The sequence below is a fragment of the Coleofasciculus sp. LEGE 07092 genome (assembly GCF_015207375.1).
In the GTDB taxonomy this organism is placed as follows: domain Bacteria; phylum Cyanobacteriota; class Cyanobacteriia; order Cyanobacteriales; family Coleofasciculaceae; genus LEGE-07092.
This window is the reverse complement of record NZ_JADEWY010000010.1, coordinates 33718-51712: the sequence shown is the minus strand read 5'-3', so window position 1 is coordinate 51712 and position 17995 is coordinate 33718. Positions and strand designations below refer to the sequence as shown.

The 17995-nt window shown below is 46.5% G+C and carries 15 protein-coding genes and 1 pseudogene; 5 read left to right on the top strand and 11 right to left on the bottom strand.

The window, feature by feature from the left end:
- Nucleotides 1–312 precede the first annotated feature (312 nt).
- A complete protein-coding gene (mnmG, locus tag IQ257_RS04250) occupies nucleotides 313–2241 on the top strand; it encodes a tRNA uridine-5-carboxymethylaminomethyl(34) synthesis enzyme MnmG (protein WP_193872454.1) in 1929 nt (642 codons plus the stop codon).
- 10 nt (nucleotides 2242–2251) lie between these two features.
- On the opposite strand, the gene IQ257_RS04245 is transcribed toward mnmG, so the two are convergent.
- From IQ257_RS04245 to IQ257_RS04235, 3 genes are all read right to left on the bottom strand, one after another.
- Nucleotides 2252–4762, bottom strand: a complete 2511-nt coding sequence (locus tag IQ257_RS04245; RefSeq protein WP_193872453.1) for a CHAT domain-containing protein — start codon at nucleotides 4760–4762, stop codon at nucleotides 2252–2254.
- A gap of 281 nt (nucleotides 4763–5043) precedes the next feature.
- On the bottom strand, nucleotides 5044–5232 hold the full coding sequence (locus IQ257_RS04240) for a heavy-metal-associated domain-containing protein (RefSeq protein ID WP_193872489.1): 189 nt from the start codon (nucleotides 5230–5232) through the stop codon (nucleotides 5044–5046).
- Between the two features lie 235 nt (nucleotides 5233–5467).
- Complete coding sequence (locus IQ257_RS04235; protein WP_193872452.1) at nucleotides 5468–7159, bottom strand: ABC transporter permease; 1692 nt, start codon at nucleotides 7157–7159, stop codon at nucleotides 5468–5470.
- Nucleotides 7160–7497: 338 nt separating this feature from the next.
- Between IQ257_RS04235 and IQ257_RS04230 the strand changes: the two genes are divergently transcribed.
- Together IQ257_RS04230 and IQ257_RS04225 are read left to right on the top strand one after the other, a co-directional pair.
- On the top strand, nucleotides 7498–7905 hold the full coding sequence (locus tag IQ257_RS04230; protein WP_228060421.1) for a RidA family protein: 408 nt from the start codon (nucleotides 7498–7500) through the stop codon (nucleotides 7903–7905).
- Between the two features lie 202 nt (nucleotides 7906–8107).
- Nucleotides 8108–11743 (top strand): hybrid sensor histidine kinase/response regulator, encoded by a 3636-nt coding sequence (locus tag IQ257_RS04225; protein ID WP_228060420.1) that lies wholly within the window; start codon nucleotides 8108–8110, stop codon nucleotides 11741–11743.
- Here the strand turns inward: IQ257_RS04225 and folB are convergent.
- From folB to IQ257_RS04210, 3 genes are all read right to left on the bottom strand, one after another.
- Complete coding sequence (gene folB, locus IQ257_RS04220; RefSeq protein WP_193872487.1) at nucleotides 11740–12108, bottom strand: dihydroneopterin aldolase; 369 nt, start codon at nucleotides 12106–12108, stop codon at nucleotides 11740–11742. The genes IQ257_RS04225 and folB overlap by 4 nt on opposite strands.
- Nucleotides 12109–12186: 78 nt before the next feature.
- A complete protein-coding gene (locus IQ257_RS04215; RefSeq protein WP_228060419.1) occupies nucleotides 12187–12387 on the bottom strand; it encodes a putative toxin-antitoxin system toxin component, PIN family in 201 nt (66 codons plus the stop codon).
- 80 nt (nucleotides 12388–12467) lie between these two features.
- Nucleotides 12468–12617, bottom strand: coding sequence for a hypothetical protein (locus tag IQ257_RS04210; RefSeq protein WP_193872450.1), 150 nt, complete (start codon nucleotides 12615–12617; stop codon nucleotides 12468–12470).
- A 164-nt stretch (nucleotides 12618–12781) separates the two neighbouring features.
- Between IQ257_RS04210 and IQ257_RS04205 the strand changes: the two are divergent.
- Nucleotides 12782–13192, top strand: a pseudogene (locus tag IQ257_RS04205) (ABC transporter ATP-binding protein); the annotation flags it as partial.
- 136 nt (nucleotides 13193–13328) lie between these two features.
- Here the strand turns inward: IQ257_RS04205 and IQ257_RS04200 are convergent.
- Nucleotides 13329–13628, bottom strand: coding sequence for an RNA recognition motif domain-containing protein (locus IQ257_RS04200; protein WP_193872449.1), 300 nt, complete (start codon nucleotides 13626–13628; stop codon nucleotides 13329–13331).
- A 511-nt stretch (nucleotides 13629–14139) separates the two neighbouring features.
- On the opposite strand from IQ257_RS04200, the gene IQ257_RS04195 reads away from it, so the two are divergent.
- Nucleotides 14140–14304, top strand: coding sequence for a hypothetical protein (locus tag IQ257_RS04195; protein WP_193872448.1), 165 nt, complete (start codon nucleotides 14140–14142; stop codon nucleotides 14302–14304).
- Between the two features lie 51 nt (nucleotides 14305–14355).
- Here IQ257_RS04195 and IQ257_RS04190 read toward each other — a convergent pair whose 3' ends face one another.
- The 4 genes from IQ257_RS04190 to IQ257_RS04175 all read right to left on the bottom strand — a co-directional run bounded on the left by IQ257_RS04190 (nucleotide 14356) and on the right by IQ257_RS04175 (nucleotide 17641).
- On the bottom strand, nucleotides 14356–15492 hold the full coding sequence (locus IQ257_RS04190) for a response regulator (RefSeq protein WP_193872447.1): 1137 nt from the start codon (nucleotides 15490–15492) through the stop codon (nucleotides 14356–14358).
- Nucleotides 15493–16215: 723 nt separating this feature from the next.
- Nucleotides 16216–16602: a hypothetical protein gene (locus IQ257_RS04185; RefSeq protein WP_193872446.1), complete on the bottom strand. Its 387-nt coding sequence runs from the start codon at nucleotides 16600–16602 to the stop codon at nucleotides 16216–16218.
- A gap of 229 nt (nucleotides 16603–16831) precedes the next feature.
- Entirely contained in the window at nucleotides 16832–16990 is a 159-nt protein-coding gene (locus IQ257_RS04180; RefSeq protein WP_193872445.1) for a hypothetical protein, read from the bottom strand.
- Nucleotides 16991–17155: 165 nt separating this feature from the next.
- Nucleotides 17156–17641, bottom strand: coding sequence for a rhodanese-like domain-containing protein (locus tag IQ257_RS04175; RefSeq protein WP_193872444.1), 486 nt, complete (start codon nucleotides 17639–17641; stop codon nucleotides 17156–17158).
- Between the last annotated feature and the right edge of the window lie 354 nt (nucleotides 17642–17995).

Genomic DNA, 17995 nt, shown 5'->3' with positions numbered 1-17995 from the left:
GTTACTAAAGTCACAAGGAAACGCTGCACATTATTCCTGACAACAGCTAGCTTACGGCGATTTAAAAATGCTTGCCTGCTCCAACTGGATGCTGTATACCAGCGTTCATGTAGTCTTTGGCATATTGTCACGAAACTGATTGTATTGGGGAGAGTAAAAATAAATCGGCGGTATATAGTTGGTCATGATATTTTAGCCATTTTTTAGTTTGTAGGGACTAAAACAAAAATACGAAGAACAAGCTCAAAACATGGCTTTGCTGAAACCCAGCATAAAATAGAAGATGCAGTCCCTGCTGTATCCTACTAAACCATGACCCTAACTTCCCCAGTAGACTTCCAAGACGCCTTCGATGTCATCGTTGTCGGTGCCGGACACGCCGGGTGTGAAGCGGCACTAGCATCAGCACGCCTCGGCTGTCGTACCCTCCTGCTTACTCTCAACCTCGACAAAATCGCGTGGCAACCCTGCAACCCAGCCGTCGGCGCACCCGCTAAGTCCCAACTTGCCCATGAGGTAGATGCCTTAGGGGGCGAAATTGGCAAAATGGCGGATCGCACCTATCTACAGAAACGGGTACTCAACAAATCACGGGGTCCGGCGGTTTGGGCATTGCGGGCGCAAACCGACAAGCGGGAATATGCAGCAGTGATGAAGGGGATTGTTGAGAATCAGGAAAATCTGACAATCCGTGAAGGCATGGTTACGGACTTGGTGCTGGGTGCCAACAATGAAGTTATTGGTGTTGAGACTTATTTTGGTGTGGCGTTCCAAGCACCCGCCGTTGTATTAACCACTGGCACTTTCTTAGGTGGACGCATCTGGGTAGGGAATAAGTCCATGTCAGCCGGACGTGCTGGGGAATTTGCGGCAGTGGGTTTGACAGAAACCCTGAATCGGTTGGGGTTTGAAACGGGACGGCTGAAGACAGGAACCCCGGCACGGGTGGATAAGCGGTCTGTCGATTATAGTAAAATGGAACCTCAGCCAGGGGATGAAGAGGTAAGCTGGTTCAGCTTTGACCCGAAGGTGTGGGTGGAACGGGAACAGATGAATTGCTATATTACCCGCACCACGGCTGAGACTCACCGACTGATTCGGGAAAATTTGCACTTATCCCCCGTGTATGGTGGTTGGGTGGATGCCAAGGGACCGCGTTACTGTCCTAGTATTGAAGATAAGATTGTCCGCTTTGCCGATAAGGACAGCCACCAAATCTTCATTGAACCAGAAGGACGGGAGATTCCTGAACTGTATATCCAGGGATTCTCTACCGGGTTGCCAGAAAATTTGCAATTGCAACTGTTGCGATCGCTACCCGGTCTAGAGAAGTGTACCATGCTGCGTCCAGCTTATGCGGTGGAGTATGATTATCTACCCGCAACCCAGTGTTTTCCCACGTTAATGACAAAAAAAATAGAAGGGCTATTTTGCGCCGGACAAATTAATGGGACAACGGGTTATGAAGAAGCCGCAGCACAAGGAATTGTCGCAGGGATTAATGCAGTACGCTATGTGCGGCATCAAGAGATGATTGTGTTCTCTCGTGAGGAAAGTTATCTCGGTACATTAGTTGATGATCTGTGTACCAAGGATTTGAGAGAACCGTACCGGATGCTAACTAGCCGTTCGGAATATCGGTTACTGCTGCGATCAGATAATGCAGATCGGCGTCTGACTCCCTTAGGGCGGGAAATCGGCTTAATTGATGACCGACGCTGGGAACTTTATACTCAGAAACAAGCCCATATTGCGGCGGAAAAAGAGCGACTCCAGACGGTACGGGTGAAGGAACATGAGGAAGTGGGAATTGCGATCGCATCGGATACCCAGCAGAAAATTAAAGGTTCCCTTACCCTAGCTGATTTGCTGCGCCGTCCCGGATTCCACTACGTCGATTTGAATCGCTACGGATTGGGTAATTCCAATCTTAATCAGGCTGAACGGGAAGGTGCAGAAATTGATATTAAATATGCTGGATATCTCCAGCGCCAGCAAAACCAAATCGACCAAGTTTCTCGCCAAACGCATCGACAACTCCCACCCGATTTGGATTACGATGCGATTGATACCCTGTCCAAAGAATCCCGTGAAAAACTATCGAAAGTAAGACCTTTAACGATTGGTCAAGCCTCTCGTATTGGTGGGGTTAACCCAGCCGATATTAATGCTTTGCTAGTCTATCTAGAAGTGCGATCGCTTAAGCGAAAATCATCAGTAAAATCGGGTGTCTTGACTTGATTAGAACAGCTTACCAAGGATTACCAATGATCGTAAAAGCACTCCAGTAGTAAGGATGGGCAAAGGTGCGATCGCTCAATTGGGCTAACTTGGGGGGTAAAGGGAAACGCTCATCCTCAACCACTAACTGTCCTCCCTCAATGCGCACGTCACCCCGGATCATCGCCACTTGTGCTTGACGCAGTGCCTCGGCTTTGATGGGAACGTCCTTCAATTTCTTATAAAAAGCTGTCATCAGGGCTAGGGTTCCTTCATCGCTGACGTACCACAAGCTGCCCATTGCCGACTTCACACCGGCTTGTACTGCCAATCCTGCAAAACCCAATTCCGCCTCTTCATTCCCTAGGGCTGTACGACAAGCGCTCAATACCAACAACTCCACCGGGGGTTTATCCAACTCCATTTGACGCAGTTGATCGAGTCGCAGCTTCTGCCCTCCCCACAACTCGATATAGGAATTACTGACTTTACCGGGTTGAAATTCTGCATGGGTGGCAAGATGAACTAAGCCGAACGGCTCTCGATTGCGGGCTTGCTTGAGATTTTCTAGGGTAAACTTTTCATTAAGATAGGATTCCCCTGACCAAAGCCGAGCAGCGATCGCTTCCAACTCTACCGGAACGGCGGGTAAAGGGCGTTGATCAGGAAAGTTGTCTGCCCCCATTGCCAACACCTGCGCGTTTCGCAAGTTGCCAGGAGTTGTATCTGTTAGGGCGAGACTGGGCATAATCCCCAGGCTATAGCGTTCTGCCAGAAACCCAGTGCCATCGTGGAGTGCGGCAATTGGCACGGAACGCAAACTCTTATCCATCAAGAAGGTAAGATTATCGATTTTTTGACCTTGGAATGTTTCCTCTAGGGGAGCAACCAACCACTCGTAGAGCTTTTGGGCGGGTTCTAAATACCCCTCCGGATTTCTGACATTAGTCACATTGCGGAAGAATTCTTGGGTCATCTCGCGAATTTGCTCTCGCGTTGCGCCCTCTATTTCCTTCCGAAGGGTTCTACCGTCAGCCGTAATCACCACTAATTCTAGCGGGTCATCCTCTGTTTCTGCTGGGTTCTGGGATTGCGCCTGCTTGTTTGCCGATTTAGAACCGGAAGCCGACGTGTTTGAGCCAAAAAACGAATAGACGATGGCAGGTTCTGCACCTGTAGATTGTTGGATCTGCCGCAAGTCAGAAAGGATGACGGAAAGGGGTTTAATGGGGATGTTGCTAAACCCCAGATACTCTTCAAAGTCATTGGTTAAACCGATCTCCCGTTGCCCCACTTGTTGCAAGGTTTGTAATTCCTCTTGAAAGGCTTCTACACCTGCTCCCATGGAAGGGAGTTCTGGCACTCGCAGTCCTTCTGCCACTGTTTGTTCTAAACGTTGACGTTCGGCTTGCAAGGTTTCGAGTTGAGTCTCTACTATTTGCCGTTCCTCCTGAGCAACCGTTAACTGCTGTTGAGATTGGCTGGCTTCAGCTTGCAGAGTGTCTAGGCGTTTCTCGGCGGCGGCGATTTCTTTTTGAATTGCCGCTAAACGCTGTTGAGATTGACGTAATTCCTCTTGTGTCGTTTGCAGTTGTTCTGTGGCTGCCTGAGTTTCAGCACGAATGTTCATCAGTCGTTCTTCAGCATCACTCAGTAATTGGTTGAGGTTGGCAAATCGTTGTTGTAAGATGCGTAACTCAGCTCTAGAGTCTTGAACAGTTTTGAGAATTTCAAGTAATCCGGCAACTTCGAGATCGTCCGGCTCTAATTGTTCGGCAGTTTCAAAGGATACTATTGCTTCGTCGTAGCGTTCCAAACGATACAGAGTAAACCCCCGCCGTTTCCAAGCCAGGGCATTTGTTTCGTCGAGTTCAATGGCTCGGTCATAATCTGCGATCGCACTTTGATACTGCTCAAGTTGATAGAAGGCGGTGCCTCGGTCTATCCAATGGGTGGCGGTGTCAGACTCTACTAAAAGGATTGGGTTGTAAAGGGCGATCGCTTCTTCATACCGTTGCAAATCATACAGCAACACACTAGCAATTCGCACGGGTAACGTTGTGCGGATGAGTTGTTGTTCGTACTCAGATGTCGATTGCAGAGATAGCACCTGCTGCCAAGCAGCGATTGCCTCCTCGTACTGTTGCAGTTGCTCAAAGGCATTGCCTTGCTCAAACCAGGCTACCAGATAATCGGGTTTAACTTGAACTGCTTCTGTGTAGGAGGCAATTGCTTCTTCGTACTGTCCCAAGCTACTGAAGCTATTACCCCGCCAGTACCAGGCTAAGAAAGAATTGGGTTCAAGTTGAAGAATTTGGTCGAGAATCGCGATCGCCTCCTCATACTGCCCCTGTCCGCGCCTCTCGCTGGCTTGTTGCCACAACTGGTCTAAGGGACTTGCTTGTGCCGTGAGAGTTTCAAGGGACAGAGTACGGCGATTGACATTCCCGCGATCGAGACGGGTTTGAGCATCACTACTGGCTATACCTGCTGTCATCAAAACAATCAGGGCTGTTCCTACTCGTAACAGAATCTTGTTCATTAGTTTAATAAAAAATCCTGCAATTTTGGGAAAGCGTCGGTGGCTTAGTCCCTCAGAAAAACCGCTAGCCGTTTGCGTCTAATCTCACAGGAAGGTGTGTGTGAGATATCTTGAGCTTCAACAATTGACTGGGAAAAGCCGCGAACACTGAAATTTTGGGTGACAAGCCACTATGCCGATTGGCTTTGTCAGCAACTTGTTTTTGAATAAAACTGGCAACCCTGACTGTTTGGTATGAAAGGATAGGATTGAGGCGACTACTCAATCCTGATTCCTATTTGTTATGCCACCGTATGACCCACAGCAACGATCATCTGTCGGATAGATTCTTCAGAAGCCTGACTTTCAACGCTGACTGTCTTGCCTTTTAGGTCAACATCCACCTTTGCTTCTGGCTCATGGGTGAGAATCTCTTCGGTAATGGTCTTAGCACAGCCTTCACAGACAATACTCGGAACATTGAATTGCATTGTTGACATCGTTAAAATCGAATAGGAGCGTTTTAAAGGAATAATTCCAGTTTTAATTGTAGCGAACACTACAGAGAACGCTAAAATTAATTCACAACCCCAATAAGGGGGCTTTTTTTATCAATAAACCTGACCCTTCCAGAGACAGCTCATGTTGCCTGCCCTACGGGGTTGCCATCAAAAATTTCTCGTGAGAAGTTAGGACACCCTCTCTGTCGGCTTCTTTCCCCACTCCCTACTCCCCATTCCCCACTCCCTGTTCCCTAATCCTCAAACTCAAAAGAATCACCGGCACAATCCCCACAACCACAATAGCGAGCGCTGGACCTGCGGCTTCTGCCAACCGTTCATCCGATGCTAAATTGTAAACTCGCACTGCTAGGGTATCAAAGTTAAAGGGGCGAATAATCAGCGTCGCTGAGAGTTCCTTCATAACATCGACAAACAGGAGCATTCCCGCCGTCAGCAACCCTCCCCACATCATGGGGGTATGCACTTTAACTAAGGTACTAGTCGGATTATGACCGAGAGAACGAGCGGCATCATCTAGACTGGGCTTAATTTTGCTCAGACTCGCTTCTACTGTATTAAAGGAAACAGCAAGAAAGCGGACGAGATAAGCAAAAACTAATGCTGTAATTGTGCCACTCAAGAGTAAACCCGTCGATATGCCAAAGGTGGCACGCATCCAAGCGTCGATCGCATTATCGAGCCTGCCAATAGGGATGAGGATGCCAACCGCGATCACTGAACCCGGTACAGCATAGCCCATTGAGGCAATACGGGTAGCAAAGCGCATGAGTGGGTTTGAGCGCAACCGCAGCCCATACGCCATAATAATGGCGATCGCTACTCCCAAACCTGCCGTAATAACTGCCAAGATAAAACTGTGACGGGCATAAGCCCAAAACTCTTTATCAATGATGGTCGTAGCATTTTTGAGGGTCATCTCTAGTAAGATGGCGGCGGGGAGTAAAAAACCAAAACTCAGGGGTAACAAACAAGCCAACCCAGCCCCAAACGCTCGCATTCCCTTTAACGGATAGCTGAAACGTGAACCATAGCGGTTTGTGCTTTGGTAGTATTGGGCACGACGACGGGACCAACGCTCTAGTAAGATTAACCAAAGAATGAATAACAATAAAAAAGCAGCCAGTTGAGCGGCGGCGACGCGATTCCCTAAACCAAACCAAGTGCGATAGATGCCTGTGGTAAAGGTATCAACGCCAAAATACTTGACTGTACCGAAATCATTGAGGGTTTCCATCAGTGCTAGTGCCATCCCTGCCGCTATTGCAGGGCGGGCTAAGGGCAATGCAACGGCAAAAAAACTGCGCCACGGACTACAGCCAAGACTGCGGCTGGCTTCTAGGGTGCAGACGGATTGTTCGAGAAAGGCGACGCGCACGAGTAGGTAAACGTAGGGATACAATACCAGGGTGAGCATAGCGATCGCGCCCCACAATGACCGAATATTAGGAAACCAATAGTCTCCATAGCTCCAGCCAAACAGGTTCCGCAGCGTCGTTTGGACGGGGCCAGAAAAATCTAAGAAGTCTGTATAGGTGTAAGCCAGCACGTAGGCAGGTGCCGCTAAGGGCAGTAATAGCGCCCATTCAAATAGCCGAGAACCGGGAAAACGGCACATCGTTACTAGCCATGCTGTTCCCACACCAATTACCGCTACTCCAAACCCGACGCCCAGCATTAACCAGAAGGAGTTGGCAATGTAGCGCCACAAAACCGTCTCAGCCAGATGCCGCCAAATCTCACCCGCGTCTGCGAAGATATTGCTCAAGACAAACAGTACCGGCGTTGACACCAAAACAGCGATTACCATAACGGCGGCAGTCCAGGCACTCAGACGGATGCGTTTAAATGTCAGTGCTTTTGGGGCAGTCAGGGCAGATCGAGTTGGTTTTTCCATCACGTCTTGAATTTTGTTGTTTGAGTTTGAAGGTTAGTGAACAGCAGGGAAAAACTGACTCCCTGTAAGATAATTAATGTATGAGTCAATGGTCATTTACCGCCGCCGACAGGGGATTCATTCTCTCAGCTTGACTTGAGATGAACATCAGCCAAAAATCCAGGAACCTAAGACTTGCAGTAGAAAGCGTTGAGGAAGCTTTCGAGCCATAAGAATCGGTAGATCAACGGGGTAATCAGACACTACTTTACTGGAAAGCGAGAATTGTTGCTAATTACTAGCAATAATTTTTTCGTCTCTATTTGCAATAACCACGAACATCCTTACGGAAAAAAGACATGATCCGAAAAGTTATCCGCACAGAAAACGCACCTGCACCCGTGGGACCTTACAATCAAGCGATCGCTGCCCAGGGTGAACTGATTTTTGTTGCCGGTCAAATTCCCCTCGATCCTCATACGGGTGAGATTGTGGGTGCCGATGATATTGTCAAGCAAACCGAACAGGTTATGGCAAATCTCGAAGCCGTGCTAGCAGCGGCAGGGGCGACAACTGAGGCGATCGTCAAAACCACAGTATTTCTGGCAAACATGGATGACTTCGCCGCCATGAACCAGGTTTATGCCCGCTACTTTGACGAAGCCTCTGCCCCAGCTCGTGCCTGTGTGGAAGTGTCTCGCCTGCCCAAAAACGTTTTGGTAGAAATTGATTGTATTGCTGTGGTATCTGTAAGTGACACCGATTGAGGCAGGTAAATGTTAGGGTTAAGACAAATACGGGTGCCTCATCAGTTCAAATGGCAATAACGTTCTGGTAGACTGGCATTTTTTCCGACGCATGAATTTAAATAATCAGTTACTAACAACTTTCCTGAAAAAACCATTCAGGAAATTTAACGCTGCACTCGTCTTGTTGATAATAGCAGGATACTTGGGTAACTATTTCAATTTGCCCCTCTTTTTTGGGGTGGATTTTCTGTTTGGCAGCATTGCTATTTTGATAGTGGTGTACTTTTATGGAGTCGTCTGGGGGATTATAGGCGCTGTCATTGCTAGCAGCTATACTTACCTCCTTTGGGGGCATCCTTACACTATTATTATCCTGACCTGCGAAGCCTTGTTTGTGGGGTGGCGATTGCGTCGTCACTCTCAAAACATGGTACTGCTTGACGGGATTTATTGGCTAGTCATTGGTATACCGCTAGTTGGCTTTTTTTATGGTGTAATTTTACAAGTCCCCCCTATTGCTACCTGGTTAATTGTTTTCAAACAGTCGGTTAATGGTATCTTTAATGCCTTAATATCCACACTAATTGTCAGTTATATTCCCATCAACAGACGGTTAGGAAGCCGACGATTGCACCGTCCTGTTTCCCTTCAGCAAACCTTATTTAATCTATTAGTAGCGTTTGTTTTTTTTCCAACATTAGCCCTAACCATTTTCAATGGACAGCAGGCACTGCAAACGATTGAATCTCAGATTCGGACTGAACTGCAAGCCACATCAACCTCTCTAGTTGCTAACCTACAGTTTTGGTATCAGCAACATTTTCAGGCGATTGAAGAACTCGCTCAGGTTGCCGCCCAATCGCCCCCTACTTCATCATCAAGGTTGCAACAAAGTACAGAATTTACGAAGCGAATTGTTCCCGATTTTTCCAAAGTTTACATCACGGATTCTAACGGCACCCTTGTGGCATCTGAACCCTTAACCAATGAACAAGGAGAGTCAGCTATTGGCTTGAGTATCCCTGAAAAATCCTTTCTAAAACAAGCAGCAACAAGTTTGCAGCCCCTCATTACAGAGGTTCACGTCGATCAAGCCTCCCTTGTTCCCCACGTTGGTTTAATTATTCCAGCGATCGCACAAAATAGTTTTCGGGGGATTGCCTATGGTTCTATTGATTTGAATTATATTGCTGAATTTTTAAACCAATCGAGTCTCAAGGAACAAGGGGTAAAAACCACAATCCTTGACAGTCAAAATCGGGTTATTGCCAGTACCCAGCCCGAACTCACCGTTATGGAACCCTTTAATCCGCGTCAGGGGGGAGAAATTCGCTCCCTTGATGCGGGAATTTTTCAGTGGTTGCCCGTTGCACCAGGGACACCAATTATGGTGCGCTGGAAGCGTTCGTTTTATATGCTGGAAATCCCTATTGATAATCGCCTTTCCTGGACATTACTGATCCAGATTCCCACAGCCCCTTATATTAACGACCTAGAAATTCTTTATCTCAAAAGTTTAGCTACTCTGCTGGCGATCGCTGTGCTGGCATCCCTGATTGCCATCCTCCTCAGCCGTCGATTAGTGGCTCCTCTCTCCAAGTTGGCACAAGTAACAACCAATTTACCCCAGAAAATTCTCGATCGCATGGCACCCGTCGATTTTCCTCATAGTCAGGTGAGGGAGTTCCAATCCCTAACCAGTAACTTTCAATCGATGGCGGTGGCTCTCAATCAAAAATTTCAGGAAATTCAACGTGCCAATGCCACCCTGGAAGAACGAGTCGAGGAACGCACTGGGGCATTATTGGCAATTACGGAAGAAGCCGAGCGAGCCAACCGCACCAAAAGTGAATTTCTGGCAACCATGAGCCATGAAATTCGCACGCCAATGAATGCCGTAATTGGTATGACGAGCTTGCTCCTCGATACCAGGCTTACATCCCAGCAGCGCGAGTTTATAGAAATTATTCGCAATAGTGGTGATACATTGCTCACGATTATTAATGACATCCTGGACTTCTCCAAGATGGAGTCTGGCAAGTTGAATTTAGAGAAACACCCCTTCAGCCTCCGAACCTGTATTGAGGAATCTCTTGACTTACTGGCTCCTAAGGCATCCGAGAAGGGCATTGAGCTGGCTTATCTGATGAACCCGCAAACTCCCGAAACCGTTGTGGGAGATATCACAAGAGTCCGCCAAATCTTGGTGAATTTGCTGAGTAATGCGGTGAAGTTTACAGGGGTTGGGGAAGTCGTGGTTTCGGTGAGCGTCCAAAGGATTGTAGAGACGCACCAACAACCCTATGAGTATCCGCCGATGGGAGCGTCGGTTAAGCGTCAGGAGTGGAAAGACAATCCCAATTCTCCAGTCTGTCTGCTATTTTCTGTCAGAGATACGGGAATTGGAATTCCACCCAACCGGATGGATAGCCTGTTTAAACCCTTCACCCAGGTGGATGCATCTACGACTCGCCAGTATGGGGGGACAGGGTTGGGCTTGGTGATTAGTCAGCGATTGACTCAGATGATGGGGGGTAGGATGTGGGTTGAGAGTCAGGTAGGAATTGGCTCCACGTTCTATTTCACGGCACTTTTCACGGCGATGCCTCACTCCTCCTTAGTCGATAGTCCTGTGTCTCACCCGTTACTCGCCCATAAACACCTGTTGATTGTCGATGATAATCTCACGCATCAGCGAGTTTTAACGCTACAAGCGCAGTCATTGGGGATGCGGGTGCGAGCGGCGAAGTCTGGCGCTGAAGCTCTGGCATGGCTCCAGCAGGGGCAGCCCTTTGACTTGGCAATTTTGGATCGGGAGATGTCTGGGATAAATGGCTTGACATTGGCAGAGCAAATTCGCAGGCAACCGAAGGGACAAAACTTACCGTTAGTTATGCTAACGGCTATCGGGCAGGGAGAATTGAGCCAGCCCAACGCCACGGCTAAGGTTACGGCTTATTTGAGCAAACCCATTAAACAATCTCAGCTTTACAATACCTTGATGGCGATTTTTGACAAGGAGGTTATCCCAGATACAGTCTTCCAGAATTCATCGGTATCTGATTCAGGGTTTGCCGAACAGCTCCCCCTCAAGATTCTGCTGGCGGAGGACAATGTGGTAAATCAGAAAGTGGCGGTTAATCTACTGAAACGGTTGGGGTATCGGGTTGATATTGCGGCGAATGGGTTAGAGGTATTGGCAGCCTTGCATCGTCAATCCTATGATGTGGTGTTGATGGATGTGCAAATGCCAGAAATGGACGGATTAACGGCGACTCGTCAGGTTTGTACCCAATGGTGTGCCTCTGAGCGTCCCCGGATTATTGCCATGACTGCCAATGCCATGCAGGGCGATCGCGAAGAGTGTCTAGAAGCAGGTATGGATGATTATATCAGTAAGCCAATTCGCATTGAGGTACTCAAGAGCGCATTGAGTCAGTGCAAATCCCCTTTGGTTTCCAAGGGCGAAGGGGCTCTCAATACGGTACATCATTCTATAGACTTGCAAGAGTTGAAGGATCGGGTGGGTGATGGGAGTGATGAGTTTGTTATTGAAATTATTGATAGTTATTTGGCAGAAACGCCAGAGCTTTTGCGATCGCTTCAGACAGCCATTGAGCAAGATGATGCTCGATTACTACAACGAACTGCTCATAGTTTGAAATCGAGTAGTGCGTTACTGCAAGCGCATACCCTGGCGCAACTGAGTTGGGAATTGGAGGCAATGGGAAAGGCGAGTAGTATGGGGGATGCCGTTGTGATTGTTTCCCAGGTGGTAGAGGAGTATCAACGGGTAGAGGTAGCCTTGCAGTTAGAGCGTCAATCTCTTTTACAGTTTGGGGAGAAACAGCGCTAAGACGGGGTAGAGCGACTTCTGGTGATATTGATCGTAATGGTGCCCCCAAAGTCGGGAATAGGGGCGGCGGGTTTGCTTAACTGCACCTGAACTTGCTGCACTTGCTCAAATTGGAGGATAGAATTAGCGATCGCTGTCGCTAATTTTTCCACGAGGGCAAATTTTGAGGTTTTCACAAGTTGCTTAACAGTTTCAATGGCTTGACGGTAATCCAGAGTATCGGTAATGTCATCGCTTTGTCCGGCGGGTGCTAAATCTAGCCATAGGGTTAAGTCAATTTCAAACCATTGTCCCAGTACCTGTTCTTCGGGTAAGTAGCCGGTATAGCCGTAGCAGCGAATTCCTGTTAAGTGAATACAATCCATGGGCTGTTTTAGAACACGGGTTAGGGTAAAAGCACTCAGTACCAAGATTGTAGTAGAAACCCGGTTTCTGAAACCCATTTATTCAGCAAATTTATCAACCAACCTATCTGGAGTCAGAATTTCTATGGATTGAAAAGGATTTAACACCAATAAATCCAAATCGCCCGTAATTATGATATTAGCATTACCACTAACAGCCAATTCTAAAAATTTATTGTCTTTTTCATCTCGACAAACAGGGATTGTTTCTGTAATCTTGACGAATTGGATCGATGACAAATCTATTCGTCATTGTCATCCGCTAAAATATCTTGTAAAATCTCTGGTGTTAAGCCTCGTTGTTGTGCTTTGTCTGAAATTTATGCCATCACCTCAGTTAAACGCTTGTCGTATAACTTTTCTCGTAAAAATAACTGAATAATATTACTTAACTGTTTCTGAATTTCAGGGTTAGCCTGTTCAAATGCTGATTTAATCTCTTCATCAACTTGAACAATAATACTAGCCATAGTTTTATTTTTACTTGGCAATTTATGGTTTGACCAAATTATAGCACCACATCACCCCCCCAAGGTTTTGATATTACGGACACAAATTTAGATAAGTCATGGCATTTTGTGATGAAGTAACGGTTTTGCGCAAGGGGCAATTTTCGGGTCATGGCTTAGTGAAAAATTTAGAAGTTTATAGAGCAACCCGAACTCAGATGTATAAACATAAGGTTTTTGCCTTGCCGGAAGAACCCCTGCGTAATGCTTGTGTCTCTCATATGAGTGTGGCAGAAAACATGGCGCTGCGAACCTTTGATCGTCCACCTCAAGTCAAATCAGGCTTTTTACTTATCCTTCAGGCAATTCGACAGATGGCAGAAGGGTTAATTCATGAGTTTTCTGTGAAAACCCCTTCACCAGACACGCCAGTTGGCAATCTTTCTGGGGGCAACGTACAGCACACGGTACTAGCGCGGGAACTTTCTGGCGATCGCATCAACCTACTGATTGCTGCCAATCCCTGTTTTGGTCTAGATTTTGCCGCTGTGGAGTTCATTCACGGACAAATCTTAGAAGCCCGAAACCAAGGCGTAATAGAAAAGGCTTAAGCATTTATGCCTAAGCCTTTCTAGATTAATACGAGTCACTAAGACTGATTGAAATCACTCGTTAACTACCCTGCATTTGTCACCAAAGCAAGACTAACTTCTATCGGTTTAGCCGAAGAGCTTAGTAACGGCGAGAGAAGTTATTGTTTCTCCGACCACCATTAGTGGAACCTCTGTCTTCCCGGGGCTTTGCCTTGTTAACTTTCATGTCACGACCCATCCATTCAGCACCATCAAGTGCATCGATGGCAGCCGCTTCTTCAGCCTCTGAACCCATTTCTACAAAACCAAAACCACGCAAGCGACCTGTTTCGCGGTCAGTGGGTAGCTGAATTCGCTTTACAGAACCATATTCTGCAAAAACCTCGCTGAGGTCTTCTTGTGTGACCTCATAAGATAAGTTGCCAACATAAATTGACATAGATCGTCTCCAAAATCAGGGGTGTATAGAGATTTAGATTTCGGAGAGAAGCCTGTACTGACCAAAAGGAAAAAACCTATCAAGACTAGAAACAAACGCCGCAACCGAATTTACTCTCTCTTGTTAGAGTAGCACAGGCAATTGCTTTCAACCAGCCGCCGTTAATGAAAAACCCCGGTGGGTAGAGCAGGGTAATGCCAACCGGGGGAGACTTCCAATGTCCAAAGCTCACTTATTCCTCTATCATCTAGCCTTCTGGCGTGGCTAGCCTCAGCAAAATCTCGGAATTTACGAGTAACGGCTTTTAGCCAATTCCGTAATTTCCACACTACAAAAAAGTCCCTACTTGTGCAGGAGATAAAGGAGCTTTGAATAAGTTAACCAAAACGTTGGCTACTATACTTCATCATGACTGTCAGTAGACTGGGGGAAGATACACTCCCTCTATACCTCTTCTGAAAAATAATAGCTCTTTAGTATTAAGAAAAATTTCTATTTTTTAAGATAAAAAATGGTTCCAGCCATTGGAAATAAAGGAACTGTAGGTAATACTGTAGGTAATATGGTGTCCGTCTATACAGTACTCATTCCTTATCCCCTCTGCTTTCTGGCTCATTTTCACCAAAGTGCAAGCAATCAATCGGACTTGATAGCAGGAACGACGACAGATACCTAGAGCGCAACAACTGCCTAGGGTTGTGCCAAAACATTCAAGTAACGATTAAACTCACGATTTCAGCTCTGCGACATTCAAAAGTGGAGTTTGGGCAGCCAAAATCTCGTAAAGGTCAAGGGCTTGCTGTTTACCACGGGGAGTTACCCGATCAATCCACCGACTCTCAAAGGATTGGGAGGGTGGAGTATTTTTAACGTGATCAACAGTTGCATGACTGACAAGAATAGTGCAGTGGTAGAACTTTGTGAGTTCTTCCAATCGAGCAGCCGTGTTGACTACATCGCCAATAACGGTAGAGTCCATGCGCTGATCGGAGCCAACTGTACCAATTAAACCCTGACCGGTGTGAATGCCAATACCAACATTAATCGGCGAGTCCAATTTGTACGGGTAGCGATCGCTATTAAACTCATTTAAGCGCTGCTGCATAGTCAACGCCGCATCGATGGCGTCGGCAGCGTGGCAGTCTGGGCGATCGAAGATGGCTAAAATAGCGTCTCCTAAGAATTTATCGACAAAGCCATGATGATCGGCAATTGCCTGACTCATTTGGGTAAAGAAGGCATTGAGCCACTTAAAGGTATCCATGGCAGATTGAGACTCGGCAATCGATGTAAACCCCCGAATATCACAGAACAAGACTGTCATTTCTTCTTCCCTGGCATTTCCGAGTTGAATAGATTCAACCCCTTTGGGCGCAATGCGATTGAGATATTGCTCAGGTACGAACAGCCGAAACTTTTCTGAGATATAGTCATTAACCTCCCAAGCGGCAATGACTTGCTGTCGGGATTGCTGCGATCGCAAACGCGCCAAGCGCAAGAGGCTAGCAATCTTTGCCAACACCAGTTGGCTGTTAATTGGCTTGGTGAGATAATCATCTCCCATCATTTCCAGTCCTCGTAAGCGGGACTGATCATCATCCAAAGCCGTCAGAAAAATCACCGGCACTGTTTGCAGTTTAGAATCGTCACGCAATTGCTGACAAACTTCAAAGCCGTCCATATCTGGCATCATCACATCCAGTACAATCAGGTCAGGAACCGACTGGGCGGCAATTTCCAGCGCTTCTGCTCCTGATTCTGCCTTGAGTGGGATGTAACCTTCACTCAGCAAAAGTTCTTCAAGGAGAAATAAATTATTGGGTTCATCGTCAACCAACAGGATACGGGGCGTAGGGTTTGGCATGGATTTAAGTAGAAATCGATAACAAAAGTGGTACAGTCAGTTTAAAAATGACGTTTTTGAGATATAATCCGAACAATGAATACCGAGGTTTAGCTCCCTAAGAAAATCCTCCAGTTTAGCTAGCTTCACTTAATCAAGAACAAATCTCTGCTTCAGAATCCCTATTAAAGCGAGAAAGTCAGCAGGAAAAGTCTTTCTTCCTGCCTCGCCTTTTTACATTGATATATAGATACCCCCTGATTGGCTTCTACCGTGTTTAATTTTCTTGAAGACGGCAAAAACGTAAGGTTTTACGGTTGGTTCCTGTGCAACTCAAAAAATAAATATTTCTTAACACAATTGAAGCACACAATCTCAGTGATGACAATCAGGCGATCGAGGTATTTCGATCAGCGCCTATTCTCTCTGCTCCGAGAAAAAGGGAACTCAACCTTCAGAATAAGGCAAACTTACAGTAAAGGTTGTACCCACATCAACCTCGCTCTCAAAAGAAATATTGCCTCCCTGCAACTCTACCCATTCTTTCACCATAACTAAATTCCCGTCCGACACCCAGAGTCACACCAATATTACTCCAATCGTGCGATCTCGATCCTCTGGGTGAACCTTTGCCAGAAAGATTTCGGAAGTCCCATGAGAGGTTAGGCTTCTCCTCCCTTTCAGAGATTCGCATTTTATAAGGTTACACGCTCAGATTTGTGCTAAAGTCCGTGGCATTCGTCTCTAAGATAAGGGTTTTAGTAAATCCTCAGGTGTCACTTCGCACCAAAACGGGTGAGAGTCGCTGTTTACCTGATAGTACCAAGTCATGTCAATCAAAAAGCGATTAGCGATCGTGCCTGTAGTGCTACCTCCAGGTGGTAGGGGATCATTAGAAGTACAAACACCAAGACGAAAGGTTCCCATCACTCTTGTCAGAGACTCTGTTAGAGGTTGAACTTGGTCAACTAGTTTTCGGTAAACTTCGCTTGAAGGTGTAAAGATACCGATGTACCAACCATGGGGTGTTTTTGCCAGACGGGTTTCGCTAGCAGCTAGTAACTCTTGGATTGATCGCGCTAGGGAAGAGTAGGCTCGATTGATGGCGGTTTGGATGAGTTCTTCTTCCATCTTCGGTGATGCCTCTGGTCTTTGCTTTAATGATAGCGGCAGTTTCTGTAGCAGTTTTCAGCTTTAACAGGACTTACGCACAGACGCTACATCTGGTAGGGACACTATATATCGTGTCCCTACAATTAGCGGTTTACAGGCTTTCTTTGCGTAAGTCCTGTTTAAGAGGTATTCTTCTTTGGGTACAAGAGTGAAGTTTCTCTTCAATTGTGATTACTGGAGTGGCGCTCTATTCCTGCACTATTTGAATTACTGGCGGTAAGTGACTGACTGGAGCCGGAAGCATTTCGCCCCGGAAGTCTAAAAGCTGAACGAGAAGTAGATAAGCGATCGCTAAAATCAACGAGATCGCACCGGTCACAATTGCAACAACTTTTGAACGATTCATTTTAACTGGAACTTACGCATTGACCAAAACGCGAAACATATGAATAAATCAAACTGCATCCTTAAATAATTATACATTTTTTAAAAGTAGAGACGTTGCATGCAACGTCTCTACAATCGTAGGGAACGTCTCCACGTTGTATGGAGTGTCTCTACATCAATCTCCTTATACCTTCTTGGAGTCAATGGCAGTCTGCTTGTCTAGCCGCGCTTTAACATTGTAAGAGGAGGCATCGAGGTTATCGACTTGCTCGGCGGGACCTTCGGTAGGACCTGCAATTGCTTTCCAAGCATCAATTCCGCCTTTTAGGAAGGTTACGGATTCAAATCCAGCCTCGCGCAGTTTGTTGGCTGCCTGAGTACTTTGTTCGTCGTTTTCACCGTAGACATAAATCTCGCGTCTGCGGTCGAGACTATCTATTGCTCGAGCAGGTAATTCATCTATGGGCATTGGCATTGCTCCTCTGATGTGACCGTGATTGAACACTGTACGTTCGCGGACATCGAGAATAGTCAAAGCTGGTTCGCCCCATTGAAGACGAGATTTGAGTGCTTGAGCGCTCGATTGAGGCTTTTGCTGGGACGGTGGGGTGGGAGTCACCTCAGGAAGATTGTCCTTTGCGTTCAGAATACCCTTTTCAACGTCTGGCATAAAAAAATTGATTTCCTAATTCCGTTTACTTCTTGCAATCTACAAAAAGGACTCGAACTGAACCTTCCTTCTCAAGACGTAGGGTTTCGAGAATCTTCCTTTCGCTAGACGGGAATGGCAATTTTTATACGTCCAGGTACAGAGCTGCTTATCTATAATCTCCATCCCTAGATAGATGCTTCAGTTTTAAATATCTGTACTTCTGGCTAAAATGTTAAGTAAACTGAAATTAAGTTTCATTTGTTTACATTCATTGCGGAAATCAATATAACACTTCGTCAAATCGAGCTATGAGTGTAGAGTAATCAATAAGCGTTGGCAAGCGATCGCTATGCTTCTAACGCCTTGTGTTGA